Here is a 19,987-nt window from a genome sequence, read left to right on the forward strand (position 1 = left end):
GATCCGACATCGAGGACCGAGCCCGGTTACCGTAGCCGCGGCGCGGGTCGCCGCGCCGGGCGGTCGAGCGGTGGGAGGGTCGGATGCGCCTGCACGTGGGCTGCGCCATGTGGACGCACAGGTCCTGGCAGGGGCGTTTCCTGGCCCACCCGCTGCCGGCCGGCGAGCGGCTGCGCGCCTACGCCGAGTGGTGCACCGCGGTCGAGGGGAACACCACCTTCTACGCGACCCCCAGCCGGGAGACGGTGGCGTCCTGGGCGCGGCAGACCGACCCCGGCTTCCGCTTCGTACCCAAGCTGCCGAAGGTCGTCACGCACGAGCGCCGGCTCACCGGCGCCGACGCGGAGCTACGGGCCTTCCTGGACGCCGTCGAACCCCTCGGCCCGCGGGCGCACGCCCTCTGGGTGCAGTTGCCGGGCTCGTTCGGCCCCGGCGACGTGCCCGCGCTGGCCCGCTTCCTGCGTGGCCTGCCCACCACCCACCGGTACGCCGTCGAGGTCCGCCACCCCGCGTTCTTCACCGACCCCGCCGCGGTACGCGCCCTGGAGGACACGCTCGCCCGGGCCGGCGCGGAGTGGATCCCCTTCGACACCACCGCGTTCTTCCGTACCCCGCCGACCAGCGACGCGGAGCGGGAGGCGTGGCTGAAGAAGCCGCGCCTCCCCCTGCGGACCCGGGCGCTGACCGACCGGCCGATCGTCCGCTACCTCGGCCGGGACGACCCGGCGCGGACGGTCGAGGGCTGGCAGCCGTGGCTCGACGTGGTGACCGGCTGGCTGCGCGAGGGCCGCTCGCCGACCGTGTTCGTGCACACGCCGGACAACGCCGACGCGCCCGACCTCGCCCGCCGCTTCCACGACCAGGTCCGGGCACGCCTGCCCGAGGTCGCGCCGCTGCCCGAGCCGGCGCCGGTCGCCCCGTCGACGCTGTTCTGAGGCGAGCCGCCGCCCGTCGGCGCGCTTTCCGCGGCCAGCCGCGCCGGGTCAGGCCGGCGTCAGCGGCAACAGCACGGCGAACCGGGTGTCGCCCGGCTCCGACCGCACCCGGATGTCCCCGTGATGCTTGTTGACGACGATGCGGTAGGAGATGTCCAGCCCGAGGCCGGTGCCCTCGCCGACGGGCTTCGTGGTGAAGAACGGCTCGAAGATGCGCGGCCGGATCTCCGGCGGGATGCCGGCCCCGGTGTCGCGGACCTCCACGATCAGCCGGTCCTCCTTCCGGCCGGTCCGGATGGTCAGCGTGCCGCTGCCGGCCATCGCGCCGAGGGCGTTGTCGATGAGGTTGGTCCACACCTGGTTCAGCTCGGCGGCGTACGCCGGCACGGGCGGCAGGGCCTGGTCGTACTCCTTCACCACCCGCACGCCGGCCGGGATCTTGGCCTGGAGCATGACCAGGGTGGCGTCGAGGAGGTCGTGCACGTCGACGGTCTGGTAGGGCGCCCGGTCCAGCTGGGAGTACTGCTTCGCGGCGCCGACCAGCCCGGAGACCCGGGTGACGGCGTCGTCGATCTCGCCCATCAGCAGTTCGGTGTCGATGGTGTAGGTGATCCAGTGGATGGCCGACTCCAGGTCGTCGGCGCCCACCGCGGCGTCGACCTGGCCGAGCCAGCCGGTGTCGATGCCCCCGGCGACCAGCGTCGGGGCCAGCTCCCAGGCGCCCCGGACGCCGCGGTCGTCGAGCCAGTCGGCCAGCTCGTCCTCGGCGTCGCTGGCCGCCAGCGGCGTCAGCGCGGGCGCGGCGGCGGCCCGCTTCACGGCCTCCTCCTGCAACGCCACGAGGTCGTGCAGCCGCCGGCCGTCGAGCCGGCCGTCGGCGATCATGGCGAGCTTGTGCCGCATCTTCGCGACCCGGCCACGCAGCGCCGAGGTGGCCCGCACCGCGGCCGCCGCCGGGTTGTTGAGCTCGTGGGTCAGGCCGGCCGAGAGGGCGCCGAGGGCCAGCAGCCGCTCCCGCTCGCCCACGATGGTCTGGCTGTTGCGCATCCCGACGAACAGGCCCTCCAGCAGGTGCGTGGCCATCGGGAACCAGCTGCGCATCGCGTCGGCGATGATCTGGGCGGGCAGCGCGAAGACGTCGCAGTCGGTCACCGCGAAGAGGCTGTTCAGGTAGCGCTGCTCGGCCAGGTCGCCCACGTACGCCTGCATGGCGCCGCCGTAGACGCCGGGCTGGCTGGTCCGGCTGATCTCGACCTCGTCGCCCTGGACCCGGCGGTGCAGGGTCACGGTGCCGTCGAGCAGCACGTAGAAGCAGCTCGCCTGCTCGCCCTCCACGTAGACCGGCTCGCCCGCGCGGCGTCGCTCCACCCGGCCGTGCTCGGCCAGGTGCGCGAGCTGTTCCGGGGTGAGCGACTCGAAGAGGAAGAGGCGCCGCAGCTCGTCCGGGGTGAGCCGGTCGCTTTCGGTGGTCACTGAACCTCCCTGGTTCGCGACTGCGGGGCTCGCAGACCCGGCTCACTCCTCGCGCTCACTGTGCCTCCCTGGTTCGCGACTGCGGGGCTCGCAGACCCGGCTCACTCCTCGCGCTCACTGTGCCTCCAGGTAGCGGTGCACGAGCGAGACCGCCATGGCGCCCTCGCCCACGGCCGAGGCCACCCGCTTCACCGACTCGGCCCGCACGTCACCGGCGGCGAAGACGCCGGGCATGCTGGACTCCAGGTGGTACGGGTCGCGCGGCAGCGCCCAGCCGGCCGGCCGGCGGCCCCCGCGGGTCAGGTCCGGCCCGGTGAGGACGAAGCCCCGGTTGTCCCGGGCGACCGCGCCGTCGAGCCAGTCGGTGTGCGGCTCCGCGCCGATGAACACGAAGAGCCACGAGGTGTCGGCGCGCCGGGTCTCGCCGGTGCGGGTGTCGCGCAGGGTCACCTCTTCGAGGTGCTCCTGGCCGGAGCCGCCGACCACCTCGGTGTGCGGGTGGACCTCGATGGTGTCGATCCGGGCGATCTGCTCGATCAGGTAGCTGGACATCGACCGGGTCAGGTCGTCGCCGCGGATCAGCAGGTGCACCCGGCGGGCGTACCGGGAGAAGTGCACGGCGGCCTGGCCGGCCGAGTTCGCCCCGCCGACGATGTAGACGTCCTCCCCCGAGCAGCTCGGCGCCTCGCTCGCCACCGAGCCGTAGAAGCAGCCCCGGCCGGTCAGCTCGGCCAGCCCCGGCGCGGGCAGCATGCGGTAGGAGACGCCGGTGGCGAGCACCACCGTGTGCGCGGCGACGCTGCTGCCGTCGGCGAACCGGAGCACCCGCGCCCCGCCGGCGTCCTCCAGGGACACCACCTCGCGGGCGCTGAGCAGTTCGGCGCCGAATCGCAGCGCCTGCCGGCGGGCCCGGTCGGTCAGCTGCGCGCCGGACACGCCGTCGGGGAAGCCGAGGTAGTTCTCGATCCGGCTGCTCTGCCCGGCCTGGCCGCCGGTGGCCCGCCGCTCGATCAGCACCGTCCGCAGCCCCTCCGAGGCGCCGTAGACGGCGGCGCCGAGCCCGGCCGGGCCGGCACCGACCACCACCAGGTCGTAGAAGTCCGCGGCCGGCGTCGTGGCCAGCCCGACCTGCGCGGCCAGGTCGGCCGTCGTCGGCTGCACCAGCGACTTGCCGTCGGCCGTCACGACAAGGGGTACGTCGTTCGCGGTCACCCCCGCCGCCGTCAGCAGCTCGGCGCCCTCCGGCTCGTCGGCGAGCACCCAGCGGAACGGCACCAGGTTCCGGGCCAGGAAGTCGCGCGTCTTGAAGGACGGGGCGGACCAGCGGTGCCCGACCACGCGCAGCTCGGGGGTGGCCGTGGCCGCGCCGGCCGTCCACGCCTCCAGCAGCTGGTCGAGCACCGGGTAGAGCTTCTCCTCCGGCGGGTGCCACGGCTTGAGCAGGTAGTGGTCGAGGTCGACCACGTTGATCGCGTTGATCGCGGCGTCGGTGTCGGCGTACGCGGTCAGGAGGACCCGGCGCGCGGCGGGGAAGAGGTCCATGGCGGCCTCGAGGAACTCGATGCCGTTCATCTGTGGCATCCGGTAGTCGGCGATCAGCACCGCCACCTGCTCGCCGCGGAGCTTCAGCTCGCGGAGGGCGTCCAGCGCCGCCTCGGCGGAGTCGGCCCGCACCACCCGGTAGCGGTCGCCGTAGCGGCGCCGGATGTCGCGGGCCACCGCCCGGGAGACGGCCGGGTCGTCGTCGACGGTGAGGATCGCGGGGTTGGGCATGGCGTCTACTAAAGCACCATCGCCGCTCGGCCCCCACCACGCCGCGGTCCCGTCCCAATCAGCCGGGCCGGCCGGGTTCGCGCGGCGGCACCGGGTCGACGTACGCCCCGGGCGGTCCCGCGTACCGCCGGCCGTCCGGGTACGGCAGGGCGTTCGGTGTGCAGCCGTGCAGGCCCAGGGTCTGCTGCTGCATCACCGGCGCCGGCCGGCCCCGTCCCGGGCACCGCTCGTGCCCGTGGCCGAGCCGGTGGCCGACCTCGTGGTTGACCATGTACCGGCGGTAGGTGGCGAGGCTCGCGCCGTAGCCCGGCACGCCCTCGGCCCAGCGGGCGACGTTGAGCACCACCCGGTCGCCGTGGCGACAGGAGGTGTAGCCGTCGGGGACGTCCCCGCACAGCTCGTCGCGGGTGCCGGGGGTGGCGAGGTAGACGGTGAAGTCGGCCGGCTGGTCCCGCCCGACCCGGCGCAGGGCGAGCGTCCCGCTCGCCGTCCAGCCCTGCGGGTCGGTCAGGGTCCGGGTGAGCTCCGCGGCGAAGTCGGCCGGCGGCAGCCCGTGGATGTCGCGCTCCACCGCGACCCGGTAGCGCAGCAGCCGGCCCGTACCCCTCGGGGCGCCCGGTTCGGCGGCGGCGAACCGCCACTGGTTGCCGCCGTCCGCGGGATAGCTGATCCGGTCCGGACGTGGCCGGGCGGGCCCCGCCGCCGGCGCGGTGGCGACCGGGCCGGCGACCGGACGGGCGGGCGGGGCGGCGGGCCGGCCGGCCGCGGGCGGCGCGCAGGCGGACAGCAGCGCGGCCAGCAGTAGCATCGTCCCGCCACCGCGAGCCCGGCCCACCGTCGTCGTCATCCTCGGTCTCCCCTCGCCGTCTCCGGTCGTGCGCAGGGATGAGGACGGGTGACCCGGTGACGAAGTTGGTGCGGCGGGGACTCAACCTTTCCCCCGCCTCACCCGTCCTGTCCCAGGTGAGGCTTGGAGAGGGCGGGCATGGCACGGGGTGACGCCGAGTTCGTCGAGTTCGCCACGGCGGCGTCCGCGCGGCTGGTGCACGCCGCGTTCCTGATGACGGGCAACCATCACCAGGCCGAGGACGCGGCCCAGACGGCGCTGGTCCGCACCTACGCGTCGTGGTCCCGGATCCGTAACGGCGACGCCTACGGCTACGCCCGGTCGGTGCTGGTGAACCACCTCGTCGACACCTGGCGGCGGCCGATCCGGGAGTACCCCACCGAGGACCTCCCGGAGCAGCGTCGCGGCGACGTGGCCGACGAGGTGGCGACCCGGCGCTGGCTGCTCACCATCCTCGGCACGCTCACCGCGCGCGAGCGGGCCGTCGTCGTCCTGCGCTACTACTTCGACCTTCCGGAGGCCCAGGTGGCCCGCGAACTCGACGTCTCGGTGGGGACCGTCAAGAGCACCGGCTCCCGCGCCCTGGAGAAGCTGCGCACGGCGGGCCTCACCGCGCCGGAGCCGCAGGGGACGCGCCGATGAACGAGGTGGACGAGCTGCGCCGCGCCATGCGGGCGACCGAGCGGGCCGACCGCGACGGCCTCGACCTCGCCGGGATCATGCGGGAGGGCCGGCGGGTGCGCCGCCGCCGGCAGGTCGCCGGGACCGGAGCGGTGGCGGCCGTGGTGGCCGCCGTGTTGATCGGCGTCGGCGGCACCGTCGCGCGGACGCGCCCGCCGGAGCCGACCGGGCCCGCGCCGGCCGCCACCGCGCCCGTCGCCGCCTCGACGGCGACCACCGACCCGAGCCCCACCGCGACCGCCGACCCCGGCCCGACCGAGCCCCCGCCCCGGCCGGTGGGCGCCGTGGTGGGCAGCGGCATCCGGTACGGCGCCGACGAGCGGGTCTTCTACGTCGTTCCCGTCGACGTGCCCGAGCTGCCCGGGGTGACGATCGGCCTGGCGGCCGGCCGGCGCTCCCCCACCGGCGAGCTGACCACCGACTACCTGGTCAACGACGTGGCGGGCAGCGACCGCCGGCCGGGGTTCCACCAGATCGGCTACGACCAGCAACGGGTGCCCGCCGACGCCCCGGTGCCGACCTTCGGGTACTTCGTCGGGCCGGCCGCGCGGATCGTCGGCACCGTCGACGGCCGCCACGTCGAGGCCCGGTTGGCCCGGTGGAGCGAGGACCCCCGACTGGTGATCTTCTGGTTCGACCCGGGGGTGCTCGCCCCCGGGACGCCGCTGGACGGGATCGTCGCCCGCGACGCCCGGGACCGGAAGCTGTGACCCCACCCGGGGTGGTTGCCGGCGCGGGCCGCAGTTCTAGGCTGGGGTGGCAGTGCCGGGCGTTTGACCAGGGAGGGATCGCCATGAGCCAGACCGAGCGGACCGACATCGCCGACGAGTGGAACGTGGCCGAGGACGACGGCGTCCTGGACGCCTCGGACACCCTCGACGACGACCGGGTCGGCGACCCCCTCGACACCGGCATCGTCGCCGCGGACCACTGGACGGCGGCGAACCGGTTCGGCACCACCCCCGCCGAGGAGCGGGCCGGCGAGTCCCTCGCGCAGCTGCTCGCCCAGGAGGAACCGGACCTCGACCCGTACGCCGAGGTGGCCGACGACGAGGACGAGCTGACCCGCCGGGGCTACGAGCGGGAGGCGCGGACGGGGCGCCTGGTCGCGGACGACGCGGGCCTCGGCGAGGACGAGCAGGCGGACTCGGTCGCCTGGGACGCCGGCGTCGACGGGGGCGGGGCCAGCGCCGAGGAGGCCGCCATGCACCTGGTCGACGACCCGAACGGCCCGGGAGACGGCCCGCTGCGGTGACGCGGGGCGGCCGTCGCCGGTCAGCAGTGCTCGGCGGTCTCCCAGTTCAGCTTGCCGCGCCCGAACGGCACCACGCCCGGCTTCAGCGTCTGCGGGATGCTCCAGGCGCCGGACGCCACGTACCAGGGCCCGCAGGTGTCGGGGAGGACCAGCTGCATGGTCCAGGTGGGTGACGACCGGTCGAGGTAGCGCACCTGGGACCGGTACAGCGTCGCGCCGCCGTCCGCCGTGCGTCGGTAGGTGGCCCAGAACACCCGGATGCGCTCGCCCGGACAGAGCTGGTCGGACCACTCGCCGTCGGTGCGGGCCGCGACCTTCACCTGGCCGTCGGTGAAGACCTGGACCACGTCCACCACGCCGGCCGGGGTGCAGCTCACCCTGGGGCTGCTGGTCGTCGCGCGAGGTCGCGGGGCACCCGCGGTCGACCGGGCCGGCGCGGGCCGCCGCGTCGGCGTCGCCGCGCGGGTGGGCGTGGCAATCGGGGTCGGGGAGACCACCGGGACACCGGCGGCGCTCGGGGTGGCGGCCGCGGTGGTCGGCGGCAGCGAGGTCGGCGCGGCGACGACCCGGGCCACCGGTCGCTCCGGATCGGAGCCGGTCACGACGACCACGGCGAGCACCACCGCGAGGGCCGCGGCGAGCCCGGCCGCCGGCAGCAGCCAGCGCCGCCCGGCCCCGGGTACGTCGGGGACGGTGGCGTCCTGAGGCTCGGACATGCGGGCTCCGAAAGGGGCGGAGGCGAGGGGCTCGCCAGGGTGGATGGATCTTACTGTCCGCCGGTCCCGGCCGACGGCTCGACCGGCGTTGGCGCAACGCTCGCGTTCCCGACACGTCAGGTCCACCTGGCGCCCATAGCGTGCACCCGCCAATCGTTCGGCGTCAGTCAGGTGGTGCTCTGTCATGGCAAGTGTCGACCGTCGAAAATTCCTCAAGATGATGAGTGCTCCGGTGGCGGCGGCCGCCCTGCCGGTGGACTTCAGCAAGGCCCTCGCCATCCCGGCGAACAACCGGACCGGTTCGATCGAGGACGTCGAGCACGTCATCTTCCTCATGCAGGAGAACCGTTCCTTCGACCATTTCTTCGGCACCCTGCGCGGGGTCCGGGGCTTCGCCGACCCGCACCCGGTGACGCTGCCCTCCGGCCGCAGCGTCTGGCACCAGCCGAACGGCTCCGCCGACCTGCTGCCCTTCCGCCCCGAGGTGCCGGACCTCGGGCAGACCTTCCTGCCCGACCCGCCGCACGGGTGGGCCGACACCCACGGCGCCTGGAACGGCGGCCGCTTCGACCGGTGGGTGCCCAACAAGGGCGTGGTCACCATGACCCACCACACGCGCGACGACCTGCCGTACCACTTCGCGCTGGCCGACGCCTTCACCGTCTGCGACAACTACCACTGCTCGGTGCTGGCCTCGACCGACCCCAACCGCTACCACATGTGGGCCGGCTGGGTCGGCAACGACGGCAAGGGCGGCGGCCCGGTCATCGACAACGCCGAGGCGGGCTACGACTGGTCGACCTACCCGGAGCGGCTGGAGCGCGCCGGCGTCTCCTGGAAGGTCTACCAGGACGTCGGCCTGGGGCTGACCGCCGAGGGCTACTGGGGCTGGACCGGGGACCCGTTCATCGGCAACTACGGGGACAACTCGCTGCTCTACTTCCACCAGTACCAGAACGCCAAGCCCGGCACCCCGCTGGCGGACCGGGCCAGGACCGGCACCGAGATCCTCGCGCAGGACCGCTCCCCCGAGGCGCTGCTGGCCGACTTCCGCCGGGACGTGGCGAACGGGACGCTGCCGCAGGTGTCCTGGATCGTCGCGCCGGAGGCCTACAGCGAGCACCCGAACTGGGGCCCCGACTACGGCGCCTGGTACATGTCGCAGGTCGTCGACATCCTGGCCAGCCACCCCGAGGTGTGGAGCAGGATGGCCCTGTTCATCACGTACGACGAGGAGGGCGGCTTCTTCGACCACGTGGTGCCGCCGACGCCGCCGCAGAGCCGCGCCGAGGGCCTGTCCACGGTGGCCACCACCAACGAGATCTTCCCCGGCGACGGCCGGCGGGCCGCCGGCCCGTACGGCCTCGGCATCCGGGTGCCGATGATCGTCGTCTCGCCGTGGACCCGGGGTGGCTGGGTCAACTCGCAGGTGTTCGACCACACCTCGCTGATCCGCTTCCTGGAGGCCCGGTTCGCCAAGGGCCGGCCCGACCTGCTGGAGTCGAACATCACGCCGTGGCGGCGCGCGGTGGTCGGCGACCTGACCAGCGCGTTCGACTTCCGGACCCCGAACGCCGCGCCGCGGGTGACGCTGCCGGACACCGCCGAGTTCAAGCCGGTCGACCTCACCCGCCAGCCCGACGAGGTGCCGGTGCCGCCGGCCGACCCGCGCCTGCCCGGGCAGGAACGGGGGGTACGGCCCGCGCGGGCCATCCCGTACACCCTGCACGTGGACGGGCGGGCCGCCGGCACGTCGTTCCACCTCGACTTCCGCAACTCCGGGGGCGCCACCGGCGTCTTCCAGGTCCGCTCGGCCGACCCGGCCCAGCCGCCCCGCACGTACACGGTGGAGCCGGGCCGGCAGGTGAGCGACGCCTGGGACGCCACCGCCGGGTACGACCTCCAGGTCCACGGCCCCAACGGCTTCTTCCGCCGCTTCACCGGCGGCGCGGGCGCCGGTGTCGACGTCCGGGCGCGGTACGACGAGCGGGACCACCGGATCGGCCTGACCCTGGTGAACCGGGGCGCGAAGCGGGTCGAGGTGACGGTCGCCGACCGCTACTCGTCGCGGCGGACGAGGCTGTCGCTGGAGCCGGGCGGGACGACGTCGCCGTCGTGGTCGCTGTCGCGGGCACACGGCTGGTACGACCTCACCGTCACGGTCTCCGCCGACGCCGCCTTCGCGGCCCGGTACGCCGGTCACGTCGAGAACGGCAGGCCCAGCATCAGCGATCCGGCCATGGGCGGCCTGGTCTGAGCCTGCTTCCGACCGCCTGAACCGGGGTGGCCGGCCGTCCCCGACCCGGGGACGGGCGGCCACCTCGGGGTTCGCCCGGCGACCACCGGTGCGCGCGTCCGGTTCGGTCGCCTTTCCGACGCCGGTGTTCCCCCGCCGGCCGTCAGGCCGTTCACTGGCGCAACGCCGAACCAGCGGAAGGGGTCGCCGACATGACGATCAGCCACATCAGCGTCGGTCACGGGCCGCACCGGGTGCTCGCCCTGCACGGGTGGTTCGGGTCGGCGCGGGGCTGGGGCTGGCTGCCGGAGCTCATCGACGTCGAGCGCTTCACCTGGGCGTTCCCGGACTACCGGGGGTACGGCGCGCGCACCGGCGTCGCCGGCGAGCACACCATCGCCGAGATCTCCCGCGACGCCCTGGCGCTGGTCGACTCCCTCGGGTGGGACACCTTCTCGGTGGTCGGGCACTCGATGGGCGGCAGCGCCGCCCAGCGGGTCCTCGCCGACGCCCCGGGGCGGGTGGACCGCCTCGTCGGGATCAGCCCCGTCCCGGCCGGTGGCGTCCCGTTCGACCTCCAGGGCTGGACGCTGTTCGACGGCGCGGCCACCAACCCGGCCAACCGGCGGGCGATCATCGACCTCACCACCGGCAACCGCCTCTCCGGCCGCTGGCTGGACGAGATGGTCCGGTTCTCCCTGGACCACTCCACCCCGGAGGCGTTCGGCGCGTACCTCACCGCGTGGGCGCGCACCGACTTCACCGACGAGGTGAAGGGCAACCCGGTGCCGGCGCTCGCCGTGGTCGGCGAGCACGACCCCGCGCTGGGCGCCGACACGATGCGCGAGACCTGGCTGCGCCACTACCCCAACGCCCGGCTCGAGGTCCTCGCCAACGCGGGGCACTACGCCATGTACGAGACCCCGGTGCGGCTGGTCACGGTGGTCGAGGAGTTCCTCGGGCGGTGACGCCGGGACGCCGGCTCACCGCGCCGGCCGCCGGCCCCGGGTCGACACGAACTGGTACGACATCACGGCGAACCCCGGGTCCCGCAGGAGCCTGCGGAACGCCTCCAGCTGGCCCGGCGACAACCCCGCGTCGAACAGTTCCGGCTCCAGCTGCCGGGAGTTGGTCCCGTACAGCGACGCGCCGAGGGAGCCGCCGGGCCAGCTCTGCGCGTGGGTGACCGTGTCCACCTCGACCAGCCCGGCCGCCACCAGTTCCCCGTGCACGTCCTGCGCCCAGGCCAGGTCCGCGCCGTGACTCTGAAGGATGCCGAGCATCGCGTCCGTGACCTGGGCGAAGAGTTTCGCCGCGTCGTCGGTCGGCGCGGTCAGCACGCGCAGCGGCGCGGTGCAGTCGAACTCCTCGACCACCAGCCACCCGCCGGGGGCCAGCGCGCCGGCCAGCGAGGCCAGCACGCGCCGCCGCTCCGGCAGGTGCAGCAGCACCAGCCGCGCGTGGATCAGGTCGAAGGCGTCACCGGGCGGCGGCTCGGTGCGCACGTCGTGCCGGCGTACGTCGAGGTTGTCGGTCGGGGTGAGATGCGTGGTGTCGAGGTCCGTCGCCACCACCCGGCCGCCCCGGCCGACAGCGCGGGCCAGGCTGCGGGCGACCGAGCCGCCGCCGGCGCCGACCTCCCAGCACACGCCGCCCGGGGCGAGCACCGGCGGGGCGATCCGGCGCGCGGTGATCGGATCCAGGAAGGACTCCAGCGCCCGCAGCTGGGGCACGGCCTCCGGGGCGCCGTTGTCGAAGGCGTAGTCGGTGTCATGGACGTGGGTCGACATCGTTCCTCATCCCTGTCGCAGGTCGGGTCAGGTGCCCGGCGTCGGGCCAGAGTCCGGGCACCGGTCGGGGAGCCGGCGGCTCCGGGACCGCGGCGACGCTGAGCATCGCCGCCAGGACGTCCGGGTCGGCCCGGGCCTCGTGCGCCGGACGGTCGTAGACCACCCGGCCGTACTCCAGCACCGCGACCCGGTCCGCCACCTCGACGGCGCGCCGGAGCTGCTGCTCGACGAGGAGCACGGTCAGCCCGGCCCGGGCCAGCGTGCCGACCAGGTCCCGCACCCGGGCCGCGAGGTCGGGGGCGAGCCCCTCGCACGGCTCGTCGAGCAGCAGCAGCCGGGGCTGGCCGAGCAGGGCCCGGGCGATGGCCAGCATCTGCTGCTCGCCGCCGGACAACTGGTCGCCGCGGTGGCGCAGCCGGGCCCCCAGGCGGGGCAGCAACTCCAGGACCCGGGTCACCGTCCAGCCCTCGCCGCCGGGTGTCGCGGCCCGCCACGGCGCGGCCGCCAGGACCAGGTGCTCGGCCACGGTCAGCCGGGAGAAGACCCGCCGGCCCTGCGGCACCAGGCCGACCCCGCACCGCGCGATCCGGTGCGGCTGCCGGCTGGCCACCTGCACGCCGCCGATCTCGATCGCGCCGGAGTAGGGCCGCACGAGGCCGGCCACGCTGTGCACCAGCGTGCTCTTGCCCGCGCCGTTGCGGCCCACCACGGCCTGGACGGTGCCGGCCCGCACGGCGAGGCTGACCTCGTGCAGCACGGTGCCGCCCGCGTAGCCGGCGCAGAGCCGGTCGATGCGCAGCATCAGGCCACCCCCTCGGCGTACGCCTCGCGGACCGGGCCGGAGGCGCGGATCTGGGCCGGTGTCCCGGTGGCGAGCGTCCGGCCGTCGCGCAGCACGGTCACCGTGTCGCAGAGCGCGTAGACCAGGTCCAACCGGTGCTCGACCAGCAGCACCGCGACCGCGCGGGGCAGCGTCCGCAGGAACTCCCCGAGCCACCCGACCTCGACGGCGGACAGCCCGGCGGCCGGCTCGTCGAGCAGCAGCAGCCGGGGCCGGCCGGCCAGCCCCATGGCGATCTCCACCTGCCGGCGCTGCCCGTGGGCGAGCTGGCCGGCGGGGAGCGCGGCGATCTCGCCCAGGCCCACCCGGGCCAGCAGCGCGTCGGCCGTCCGACCGGCCGCCCGCCGCCGCGCGGACGGGTGCCACCGGCCCGGCCGCACCGCCCGGGGCAGGGCGGCGACCAGCACGTTCTCCCGCACGGTCAGCGTCGACCAGACGGCGGGGCGCTGGTGGATCCGGCCGACGCCCCGGCGGGACCGGGCCGCCGGGCCCAGCCTGGTGACATCCCGGCCGGCCAGCAGAACCCGGCCGCTGCCGGCCCGGGTGGACCCGGCGAGCACGTCCAGCAACGTCGTCTTGCCGGCGCCGTTCGGCCCGATGAGCGCGTGCCGCTGGCCGGCTTCGATCCGCAGGTCGACGCCGTCCAGCGCGGCCAGCGACCCGTACCGGACGGTGATCCCGTGGGCGGACAGCAGCGGGGTCATGCGCGTACTCCCGTCGGCGTCGGTCGGTCCGGGACGGGGCGGCGGGCCGGGACGGCCGGGAGCAGCCGGCCGCGTACCGGCGGCCGGCGTCCGCCGTCGGGGAGCAGGTACACGGCGGCGACGAACGCCAGCCCGAGCACCAGGGGCGCCTGCCCGGGGAGCACGCCGAACAGCCAGTCCCGGGCGGCGACGACGAGCGCGGCCCCGACCAGCGCGCCGCCGACCGAGGCGGTGCCGCCGATCACCACGCCGAGCAGCAGCAGGGCGGAGGTGTCGAAGCCGAAGTCGGCCGGCGAGACGAACTGCTGGGCCACCACGAGCAGCGAGCCCGCGGCGCCCGCGACGGCCCCGGCGGCGACGTGCACGCCGGCGACGTGGACCGGCACCCGGTGGCCGCTGGCCCGCAGCCGCGCCTCGTCGTCCCGGCCGGCCCGCAGCAGGAGCCCGACCCGGGTACGCAGGACCAGCAGCACCACGCCGACCAGGACCGCGACGACCACCAGCGTGTACAGGTAGCGCGCCCGGTCGGTGGCCAGCACCGGCAGCCCCCACAGCGGACGGATCGCGGGGACGCCGGCCAGCCCGTCGGTGCCGCCGGTCACCGACCGCCAGCGCCCGACGACGGTCACCGCGAGTTCGCCGACCGCCAGGGTGATCATCAGGAGCACGACTCCCCGCGCGGAGACCACCAGCGGGACGGTCACCGCGGCCAGCGCCGCCCCGGCCGCCGCCGCGATCCCCAGGTGCGCCAGGCCGACGTCGGAGAGGTGGCTGCCGACGACCGCGCTGGCGTAGGCGCCCGCCGCGTACGGCGCGGTCTGGCCGAGGGTGGGCAGTCCGGCGACGCCGGTGAGCAGGGCGACGCTCACCGCCACCAGGCCGAGCGCCAGGGTGCGGGCGAGCAGCGCCACGGTGTAGTCGTCGACCGTCCACGGTGCCAGCACCAGGGCGACCACGACCGCCGCGGCGACGCCACGGCGCAGCGCGCGGACGGCTCCCTGCCTCACGTCGTCCTCCGGGCCGTGGCGAGACCCCGGGCGCGTACCGCGAGCACCACCGCCATGGCGGCGAAGAGCAGGAACGGGGCGGCGGACGGGGCGAGCGCGACGCCCAGGGTCTGGATCTGCCCGACGGCCAGCGCGGCGAGCAGCGTGCCGGTCATCGAGCCGAGGCCGCCGAGGACGACGACCACCAGGGACAGCAGCAGCACGGCGTCGGCGGTGTCCGGCCCGGGGCCGATGATCGGCGCGCCGAGCACGCCCGCGGCGCCCGCCAGCGCCCCGGCCGCCGCGAGCACGCCGACCCGGATCCGGGCCGGACTCACCCCGAGGACGGCGACCATCTCGGCGTCGTCGACGGCCGCGCGGACCAGCATCCCGGCCCGGGTGCGCCGCACCACGAGGTGGAGCAGGCCGGCGAGCAGCGCGGCCACGACGATGAAGACCAGCCGGTACGCGGCGTAGCGGTGGCCGGCGACGACCACCGACCCGTCCAGCGCGGCGGGGACGCGCACCGGCGGGTCGTCCGGCCCGAAGGCGCCCACGAGCAGGCTCCCGCCGGCCAGCGCCACCCCGAAGGTCAGCAGCGCCTGGGTGAGGTGGTTGCGCGCGGCGACCCGGGTGAGCAGCCCGGCGACCAGCGCGCCGGACGCGGTGGCGGCGACCACCCCGACGGCCAGCGCCAGCGCCAGGCTCGGCCAGCCGCCGTCCAGCAGCGCGGCCGCGGTGTAGCCGCCGATCGCGTAGAGCGTGCCGTGCGCCAGGTTCAGGATGCCGGCGACGCCGAAGCAGAGCACCAGCCCCGCGGCGGCGACGAAGACCAGCAGCCCGTAGGCGACCCCGTCCAGGGCGGGGACGACGTACGGGTCGAACCGGATGCCGGCGGCCACCGCGGTCACCCGCCGACGGTGGCGAGGTCGCCCACCACGGTGTTGGACAGCGCCCGGCCGTCCTGGCGCACCTGGCGCAGGTACCACTTCTGCACCGGCGCGTGGGTGGTGGGCGAGAACTGCCAGGTGCCGCGCGGGCTGGCGATCTGGCCGAGCTGGCCGATGGCCGCGTTGACGTGTTCCGGGGTCGGTTCGTCCCCGGCCGCCGCGATGGCCCGGTCCAGCACGGCCGCCGCGTCGTAGGAGGCCATGGCGTACGTCGTCGGGGAGCCGTCGTGCTCGGCCTTCCAGGCGGCCACGAACTCGCGGTTCTCCGCGTTGTCGAGGTCCGGCGAGTAGTTGAGCACCGAGTAGATGTCCCGGGCGGCCTCGCCCTGCGCGTTGAGCACCCCGCCCTCGGTGAGGAAGCCGGCGGCGTACAGCGGCAGGTCCTTCACCTCCGACTGGGCGTACTGCTTGACGAAGTCGACGGCCGCGCTGCCGGCGTAGAACGTGTAGACGGCGTCCGCCCCGGAGGCCTTGATCCGCGCGAAGTACGGGGTGAAGTTGGTGGTCGTCGGGAACGGGGTGAACGTGGCCTTGCCGTCCGGGTTGGCCAGCCGGCCGCCGGCCTTGACGAACGCCTCGGTGAAGCCGCGCAACTCGTCCCAGCCGCCCTGGTAGTCCGGGCCGATGGCGTAGACGCTGCCCTTCACGTCGCCGCGGACGTGCTGGGCGATCGCCTCCCCCGGCTCGTCGGACAGGTAGGACGTGTGCCAGACCCGGGACACGTCCTTCAGCTCGGGCCGGCCGTTGGAGCCGACGAACGGCACCTTCGTCTCGTTGAGCAGCGGGTAGACCGCGGCCACCGAGCCGCCGCCGACGACGCCGGTGAGCGCGACCACCCGGTCCTGCTTGAGCAGTTTCGTGGCGGCGGGCACCGCGGTCGCCGCGCCGTTGCCCTCGTCGGCGACCACGAGGTCCACCGTCCGGCCGCCGAGCTTGCCGTCGTGAGTGGACAGGTAGAGCTGGAAACCGTCGCGGATGTCCTTGCCGACCGCCTGGTACGTGCCGGAGAGCGACGCCAGCAGGCCGATCTTGACGGATCCGCCGGGGCCGGCGCCGCCCTCGTCGTCGGCGCACGCGGGCGCGGCGAGCAGGACGAGGGCGAGCAGCGCCGCGGTGCGGGCACGGCTGCGCCGGGGCATGGTCAGGGACATGTTCGCTCCTCGGTGAGGGGGTGGGGGTTTCCGGCGTGGGGGCGCCGGAGGTCAGCGGCTGCGGCTCAGGGCCGCCCGCGCCGCGGGGGTCAGAGCGTCGCCGATGCGGTTCGCCAGCTCGGTCATCTCGTAGGAGACCTTGCCGACGTCGCACTGCGGGTCGGCGAGCACGAGCAGCGAGGCGCCGTCGTTGAAGGCCATGGAGAACATGAAGCCGCCCTCGAGCTGGGTGACGTTGGAGATCACCGCGCCGGCGTCGAAGAAGGCCGCCGCGCCGCGGAGCAGGCTCACCAGCCCGCTGCCGGTGGCCGCCAGCTGGTCGGCCCGGTCGGGCGGGAGCCCCCGGGTGGCGGCCACCATCAGGCCGTCGCTGGAGATGGCGATCGCGTGGCTGACCTCGGTGGCGCGCGAGGCGAAGGCGTCCAGCAGCCAGCCGAGATCCTGATGGTCGGTCACGTGCACTCCCTGTCGGATCAGTTGTTGACCAGGTTGGGCCGGCGGCCGGCGACGCCCCGGGCGTACGCGGCCATCGCGGTGGCCACCCGGGCCGGGTCGCGGTGCTCGGAGCGCTGCCGCGGCACGGCGACGCCGCCCGGCACCAGGTGCTGCTGCGGCTGCCGCTTGGGCAGCCCGGAGGTGGTGGTGCCGGCTGCCTCGGGCGAGTCGGCCCGGGCCGCCGTACGCCAGGCGTCGTCGGCGGGGCCGGCCCACGACGTGCCGTTCCCGTCGTCCGGACGGTCGGCCTGGAACCAGTGGTTGACCTCGTGGAAGATGACGAGTTCCTCGGTTGGCGCGGCACCGCGGTCCGGCGCGGGCGCGGGCCGGAAGACCGGTGCCACCGGCAGCACCCGCTCAGCCTGCGGGCCGCCGGCCCACGGCTCCGGCGCCGCCCGGTACGGCGGCGCGACGGTGGTCCGCGCGGCCCGCCGGGACGGCCGGGCGGGCGTGAGCAGGAACTCCTCCGGCGGCAGCGGCCGGATGATCGACCCTGGCAGCGCCACCTCGGCGATGGTGCCGCGGCGCGGGCCGGGCCGGAGCTGCACGGCCACGCCGAGCCGCGCGGCGAGCTGCCCCACCACGACCAGCCCCATGGCCCGCACGGCGGCCACGTCGATGGCGGGCGGGCGGGCGAGCAGGTCGTTGAGCTGTTGCCGGCGCTGCGGGGACAGCCCCACGCCCTCGTCGCTGATCTGGACGATCACCCGGTCGCCCAGGCTGCGGCCGGTCACCCAGGTCTCGGTCTCCGGCGGCGCGTACCCGGTGGCGTTCTCCATCAGCTCGGCGAGCAGGTGCACGACCTCGTCGACGGACTCGGCGGCCACGGCCACGTCCCCGTCGACGAGGCCGAGGCGGATCCGGGCGTAGTGCTCGATCTGGCTCTGCGCCGCCTGGAGCACCTGTTGCAGCGGTACGTCGTGGTGGCGGACCCGGCCGACGCCGACCCCGCCGAGCACCAGCAGGCTCGCGTTGATCCGCCCCATCCGGGTGGCCAGGTTGTCCAGCGTGTAGAGCTGGTGCAGCCGGTCGGGGTCGGTCTCGTCCTGCTCGACCTTGTCGACCTGGGCCAGCACCGCGTCGACCAGGCGCTGCTCCCGCCGGCTGAGGTGGATGAAGATCTCAGCGGTGTTGGCCCGCATCACCGCCTGCTCGGCCGCGGTCCGCACGGCCGCCCGGTGCACCGCGGTGAAGGCCTGCCCCACCTCGCCGATCTCGTCGTCGCTGGACGGCTCCAGCTCGTCGGCGGCCTGCCGCCGGGCCAGCTCGTCGGGGTCCACGGTGGAGCTGTCGGGGTGCTGGAGCCGGGCCACCACCTGCGGCAGCCGCTCGAACGCCACCGCGTTCGCCGCGTCCCGCAGCCGGCGCAGCCGGCGGGTGATCTGCCGGGCGACCGCCCAGGTGACCAGCGTGGTGAGCAGCAGGGCGACCAGGGTGGCGGCCGCCTCCACCGCGGTGCGCCGCCGCTGGTCGGCGTGTGCGGCGCGGACGTCGTCGAGCACCGCCGAGTCGACCCGCTGGCGCAGCTCGGCCAGGCGCACGGACCACTGCCGGGTGGCGGTCACCCAGGTGTCCAGGTCCAGCTTCAGGGGGCTGCCCGCGACGGTCCGGGACACCTGGTCCTGCATCCGTTGCAGCAGCAGGGCGCTCTCGCCGCTGCCGGCCTGCTCCCACCAGCCCCGCCAGGCGGGCCGCGCGAGCGCCAGGAAGGCGAGGCTCGACTCGGTGATGCCGGTGCGGGCGGCGGTGATGTCCTGCTGCATGGCGGGGGTCAGCTGGTCGGCCGCAACCGCGCGCAGGACGGCGACCTGCTGCTGGCCGACGGCCTCGGCCACCTCGGACAGCGCCGCGGAGGCCCGGATGCCGTCGGCGATCCGGGCGTTGACCACGCCGAGGGTGATGTGCTCGCGGAGGCTCAGCAGGTCGGCGATGGCGATCCGGTAGCTGAAGGTCATCGCCGACACCGAGGCGCGCTCCGCGGTGCGTACCTGGGCGCGCAGCGGCGGCAGGCCGGCCAGCGCCGCGTCGATCCGCGGCAGGACGGCCTGGTCGGCGGCGGCGCCGGCGGGCAGCTTCGCCCGCTGCCGACGGTAGTGGCCGACAGCGGCGTCGGTGGCCGTGGTGGCGTCGGTGAAGGCGTCCTGCTGCTGCGGCGTGCCCCGGGTCAGCAGGTCGGCGGCGACGATGCGCTCGTGTTGCAGCCGGTGCGCGAGGTCGCCCGCCTCGGCCCCGAGCTGCGCCAGGAGGCCGAGGTCGCTGGCGCGGCTGGTCTGGCGGGCGCTCTCGGTGAGCGCCAGGCCGGCGAAGCCCAGTACGGCGACCAGCGGGGCCGCGACGATGAGGCGCATCCGGGCGGCGATCTTCCAGCCGCGGCGGCGGGTCGGGTAGGGTCGGGCCGCGTGGGACCTCGTGCTCGACGCCAAGGCTGACTCCCCGCACTCATCTACAACGGTCTATCTGCATTTGCGGATTGCACGTCTCATTGCGCCGGAAGCCGTGCGCCCAGACCAGACCTGACCGTGGTACAAACAGCCCGTACCAGCATCTGTACCCAGAGTTGGCAGCGCCGGCTGTGCGCGTCGGCCCGACCTTCCCGACGTCAGCGCCGGGAGGGCGGCGACGGGGGCGGGCCGCCGGTCTCGGGCTGGCCGAGCACCTGACCGATCAGCTCCCGCAGCTCGTCGATGGCCGCCACCACCGCCTCCGGATCGCGCGCGTCGCGCCGCGCGGCCGGCGCCGGGTCCAGCCGCGCCACCTCGCCGAACCGTGGTCCGCGCCGGCCGTCCGCGGCCAACTGCTCGGCCGCGACCTGGGGCCACAGCGCGGCCAGCCGGCCACCGGTGCCGAGCACCTCGTCGCAGCGGACGGCGAACTCCTGGCTGCCGAACCGGCGACCGGACTCGACCGCGGCGACCGTCTCCCGGCTGAACCGCACCCGCTCCGCCAGCGCCCGCTGGGTCAGCCCCTGCCGGGTCCGCCAGCGGCGCAGCTCCGCGCGGAACCGGTGGCTGGCAGCGCAGTGAGCGGCGCTCGACGGGGGCGTGCGATCCATGTGCTCACCTTCGCGACGCCGGGTCGGCGTCGGCATGAGATCGGGGTGGGGTGATGACTGGGCATTCGCAGGGGACAATTCTTAACCCATCGACGGACGGGT

Annotated in this window: 19 protein-coding genes; 6 read left to right on the forward strand and 13 right to left on the reverse strand. The window is 75.2% G+C overall.

Annotation, left to right across the window (positions count from 1 at the left end; genetic code table 11):
• Positions 1 to 83 precede the first annotated feature (83 nt).
• Positions 84 to 935: a DUF72 domain-containing protein gene (locus tag IEY96_RS20785; protein WP_189196464.1), complete on the forward strand. Its 852-nt coding sequence runs from the start codon at positions 84 to 86 to the stop codon at positions 933 to 935.
• 48 nt (positions 936 to 983) lie between these two features.
• On the opposite strand, the gene IEY96_RS20790 is transcribed toward IEY96_RS20785, so the two are convergent.
• From IEY96_RS20790 to IEY96_RS20800, 3 genes are all read right to left on the reverse strand, one after another.
• On the reverse strand, positions 984 to 2,408 hold the full coding sequence (locus IEY96_RS20790) for an ATP-binding protein (RefSeq protein ID WP_189196465.1): 1,425 nt from the start codon (positions 2,406 to 2,408) through the stop codon (positions 984 to 986).
• Between the two features lie 114 nt (positions 2,409 to 2,522).
• Positions 2,523 to 4,181, reverse strand: a complete 1,659-nt coding sequence (locus tag IEY96_RS20795) for an NAD(P)/FAD-dependent oxidoreductase (RefSeq protein ID WP_189196466.1) — start codon at positions 4,179 to 4,181, stop codon at positions 2,523 to 2,525.
• Between the two features lie 58 nt (positions 4,182 to 4,239).
• A complete protein-coding gene (locus tag IEY96_RS20800; protein ID WP_189196467.1) occupies positions 4,240 to 5,028 on the reverse strand; it encodes a DUF3152 domain-containing protein in 789 nt (262 codons plus the stop codon).
• A 138-nt stretch (positions 5,029 to 5,166) separates the two neighbouring features.
• On the opposite strand from IEY96_RS20800, the gene IEY96_RS20805 reads away from it, so the two are divergent.
• The 3 genes from IEY96_RS20805 (at position 5,167) to IEY96_RS20815 (ending at position 6,964) form a co-directional block, all read left to right on the forward strand.
• Entirely contained in the window at positions 5,167 to 5,670 is a 504-nt protein-coding gene (locus IEY96_RS20805; RefSeq protein WP_107077221.1) for a SigE family RNA polymerase sigma factor, read from the forward strand.
• Positions 5,667 to 6,419 carry a hypothetical protein gene (locus IEY96_RS20810; protein WP_189196468.1) on the forward strand — a complete coding sequence of 251 codons (753 nt, stop codon included), beginning with the start codon at positions 5,667 to 5,669 and terminating at the stop codon, positions 6,417 to 6,419. Before IEY96_RS20805 ends, IEY96_RS20810 begins: the two co-directional genes overlap by 4 nt.
• Positions 6,420 to 6,502: 83 nt before the next feature.
• Positions 6,503 to 6,964: a DUF5709 domain-containing protein gene (locus tag IEY96_RS20815; RefSeq protein ID WP_189196469.1), complete on the forward strand. Its 462-nt coding sequence runs from the start codon at positions 6,503 to 6,505 to the stop codon at positions 6,962 to 6,964.
• Positions 6,965 to 6,984: 20 nt separating this feature from the next.
• Here IEY96_RS20815 and IEY96_RS20820 read toward each other — a convergent pair whose 3' ends face one another.
• Positions 6,985 to 7,680, reverse strand: a complete 696-nt coding sequence (locus IEY96_RS20820; RefSeq protein WP_189196470.1) for a hypothetical protein — start codon at positions 7,678 to 7,680, stop codon at positions 6,985 to 6,987.
• A gap of 184 nt (positions 7,681 to 7,864) precedes the next feature.
• On the opposite strand from IEY96_RS20820, the gene IEY96_RS20825 reads away from it, so the two are divergent.
• Both IEY96_RS20825 and IEY96_RS20830 read left to right on the forward strand, forming a co-directional pair.
• Positions 7,865 to 9,937, forward strand: a complete 2,073-nt coding sequence (locus IEY96_RS20825) for a phosphocholine-specific phospholipase C (protein WP_189196471.1) — start codon at positions 7,865 to 7,867, stop codon at positions 9,935 to 9,937.
• A 191-nt stretch (positions 9,938 to 10,128) separates the two neighbouring features.
• Positions 10,129 to 10,884, forward strand: coding sequence for an alpha/beta fold hydrolase (locus IEY96_RS20830; protein ID WP_189196472.1), 756 nt, complete (start codon positions 10,129 to 10,131; stop codon positions 10,882 to 10,884).
• A gap of 15 nt (positions 10,885 to 10,899) precedes the next feature.
• On the opposite strand, the gene IEY96_RS20835 is transcribed toward IEY96_RS20830, so the two are convergent.
• From IEY96_RS20835 to IEY96_RS20875, 9 genes are all read right to left on the reverse strand, one after another.
• The gene (locus IEY96_RS20835; RefSeq protein WP_189196473.1) at positions 10,900 to 11,706 is read right to left on the reverse strand and encodes a class I SAM-dependent methyltransferase; all 807 of its coding nucleotides are present in this window, start codon (positions 11,704 to 11,706) and stop codon (positions 10,900 to 10,902) included.
• Positions 11,687 to 12,508, reverse strand: coding sequence for an ABC transporter ATP-binding protein (locus IEY96_RS33185; protein ID WP_189196474.1), 822 nt, complete (start codon positions 12,506 to 12,508; stop codon positions 11,687 to 11,689). Before IEY96_RS33185 ends, IEY96_RS20835 begins: the two co-directional genes overlap by 20 nt.
• Positions 12,508 to 13,251, reverse strand: a complete 744-nt coding sequence (locus IEY96_RS20845) for an ABC transporter ATP-binding protein (protein ID WP_189196475.1) — start codon at positions 13,249 to 13,251, stop codon at positions 12,508 to 12,510. Before IEY96_RS20845 ends, IEY96_RS33185 begins: the two co-directional genes overlap by 1 nt.
• Complete coding sequence (locus tag IEY96_RS20850) at positions 13,248 to 14,258, reverse strand: branched-chain amino acid ABC transporter permease (protein WP_189196476.1); 1,011 nt, start codon at positions 14,256 to 14,258, stop codon at positions 13,248 to 13,250. The genes IEY96_RS20845 and IEY96_RS20850 overlap by 4 nt, the downstream gene beginning before the upstream one ends.
• The gene (locus IEY96_RS20855; protein WP_189196477.1) at positions 14,255 to 15,148 is read right to left on the reverse strand and encodes a branched-chain amino acid ABC transporter permease; all 894 of its coding nucleotides are present in this window, start codon (positions 15,146 to 15,148) and stop codon (positions 14,255 to 14,257) included. The genes IEY96_RS20850 and IEY96_RS20855 overlap by 4 nt, the downstream gene beginning before the upstream one ends.
• Positions 15,145 to 16,338 carry an ABC transporter substrate-binding protein gene (locus IEY96_RS20860; RefSeq protein WP_189196478.1) on the reverse strand — a complete coding sequence of 398 codons (1,194 nt, stop codon included), beginning with the start codon at positions 16,336 to 16,338 and terminating at the stop codon, positions 15,145 to 15,147. Before IEY96_RS20860 ends, IEY96_RS20855 begins: the two co-directional genes overlap by 4 nt.
• Before the next feature lie 51 nt (positions 16,339 to 16,389).
• Positions 16,390 to 16,794 carry a roadblock/LC7 domain-containing protein gene (locus IEY96_RS20865; RefSeq protein ID WP_091321764.1) on the reverse strand — a complete coding sequence of 135 codons (405 nt, stop codon included), beginning with the start codon at positions 16,792 to 16,794 and terminating at the stop codon, positions 16,390 to 16,392.
• Between the two features lie 17 nt (positions 16,795 to 16,811).
• Positions 16,812 to 19,256, reverse strand: coding sequence for a sensor histidine kinase (locus IEY96_RS20870; RefSeq protein WP_189196479.1), 2,445 nt, complete (start codon positions 19,254 to 19,256; stop codon positions 16,812 to 16,814).
• 176 nt (positions 19,257 to 19,432) lie between these two features.
• Positions 19,433 to 19,885: a helix-turn-helix transcriptional regulator gene (locus tag IEY96_RS20875; RefSeq protein ID WP_189196480.1), complete on the reverse strand. Its 453-nt coding sequence runs from the start codon at positions 19,883 to 19,885 to the stop codon at positions 19,433 to 19,435.
• Positions 19,886 to 19,987 lie beyond the last annotated feature (102 nt).

Origin of the sequence: Micromonospora fulviviridis (assembly GCF_014648395.1) — a bacterium.
Lineage (GTDB): Bacteria > Actinomycetota > Actinomycetes > Mycobacteriales > Micromonosporaceae > Micromonospora > Micromonospora fulviviridis.

What these genes read in the sequence shown, in the direction of transcription:
- IEY96_RS20785 (WP_189196464.1), top strand. Translation starts at nt 84, where the DNA reads ATGCGCCTGCACGTGGGCTGCGCCATGTGGACGCACAGGTCCTGGCAG.
- IEY96_RS20795 (WP_189196466.1), bottom strand. Translation starts at nt 4,181, where the DNA reads ATGCCCAACCCCGCGATCCTCACCGTCGACGACGACCCGGCCGTCTCC.
- IEY96_RS20800 (WP_189196467.1), bottom strand. Translation starts at nt 5,028, where the DNA reads ATGACGACGACGGTGGGCCGGGCTCGCGGTGGCGGGACGATGCTACTG.
- IEY96_RS20805 (WP_107077221.1), top strand. Translation starts at nt 5,167, where the DNA reads ATGGCACGGGGTGACGCCGAGTTCGTCGAGTTCGCCACGGCGGCGTCC.
- IEY96_RS20810 (WP_189196468.1), top strand. Translation starts at nt 5,667, where the DNA reads ATGAACGAGGTGGACGAGCTGCGCCGCGCCATGCGGGCGACCGAGCGG.
- IEY96_RS20815 (WP_189196469.1), top strand. Translation starts at nt 6,503, where the DNA reads ATGAGCCAGACCGAGCGGACCGACATCGCCGACGAGTGGAACGTGGCC.
- IEY96_RS20820 (WP_189196470.1), bottom strand. Translation starts at nt 7,680, where the DNA reads ATGTCCGAGCCTCAGGACGCCACCGTCCCCGACGTACCCGGGGCCGGG.
- IEY96_RS20825 (WP_189196471.1), top strand. Translation starts at nt 7,865, where the DNA reads ATGGCAAGTGTCGACCGTCGAAAATTCCTCAAGATGATGAGTGCTCCG.
- IEY96_RS20830 (WP_189196472.1), top strand. Translation starts at nt 10,129, where the DNA reads ATGACGATCAGCCACATCAGCGTCGGTCACGGGCCGCACCGGGTGCTC.
- IEY96_RS20835 (WP_189196473.1), bottom strand. Translation starts at nt 11,706, where the DNA reads ATGTCGACCCACGTCCATGACACCGACTACGCCTTCGACAACGGCGCC.
- IEY96_RS33185 (WP_189196474.1), bottom strand. Translation starts at nt 12,508, where the DNA reads ATGCTGCGCATCGACCGGCTCTGCGCCGGCTACGCGGGCGGCACCGTG.
- IEY96_RS20845 (WP_189196475.1), bottom strand. Translation starts at nt 13,251, where the DNA reads ATGACCCCGCTGCTGTCCGCCCACGGGATCACCGTCCGGTACGGGTCG.
- IEY96_RS20860 (WP_189196478.1), bottom strand. Translation starts at nt 16,338, where the DNA reads ATGTCCCTGACCATGCCCCGGCGCAGCCGTGCCCGCACCGCGGCGCTG.
- IEY96_RS20875 (WP_189196480.1), bottom strand. Translation starts at nt 19,885, where the DNA reads ATGGATCGCACGCCCCCGTCGAGCGCCGCTCACTGCGCTGCCAGCCAC.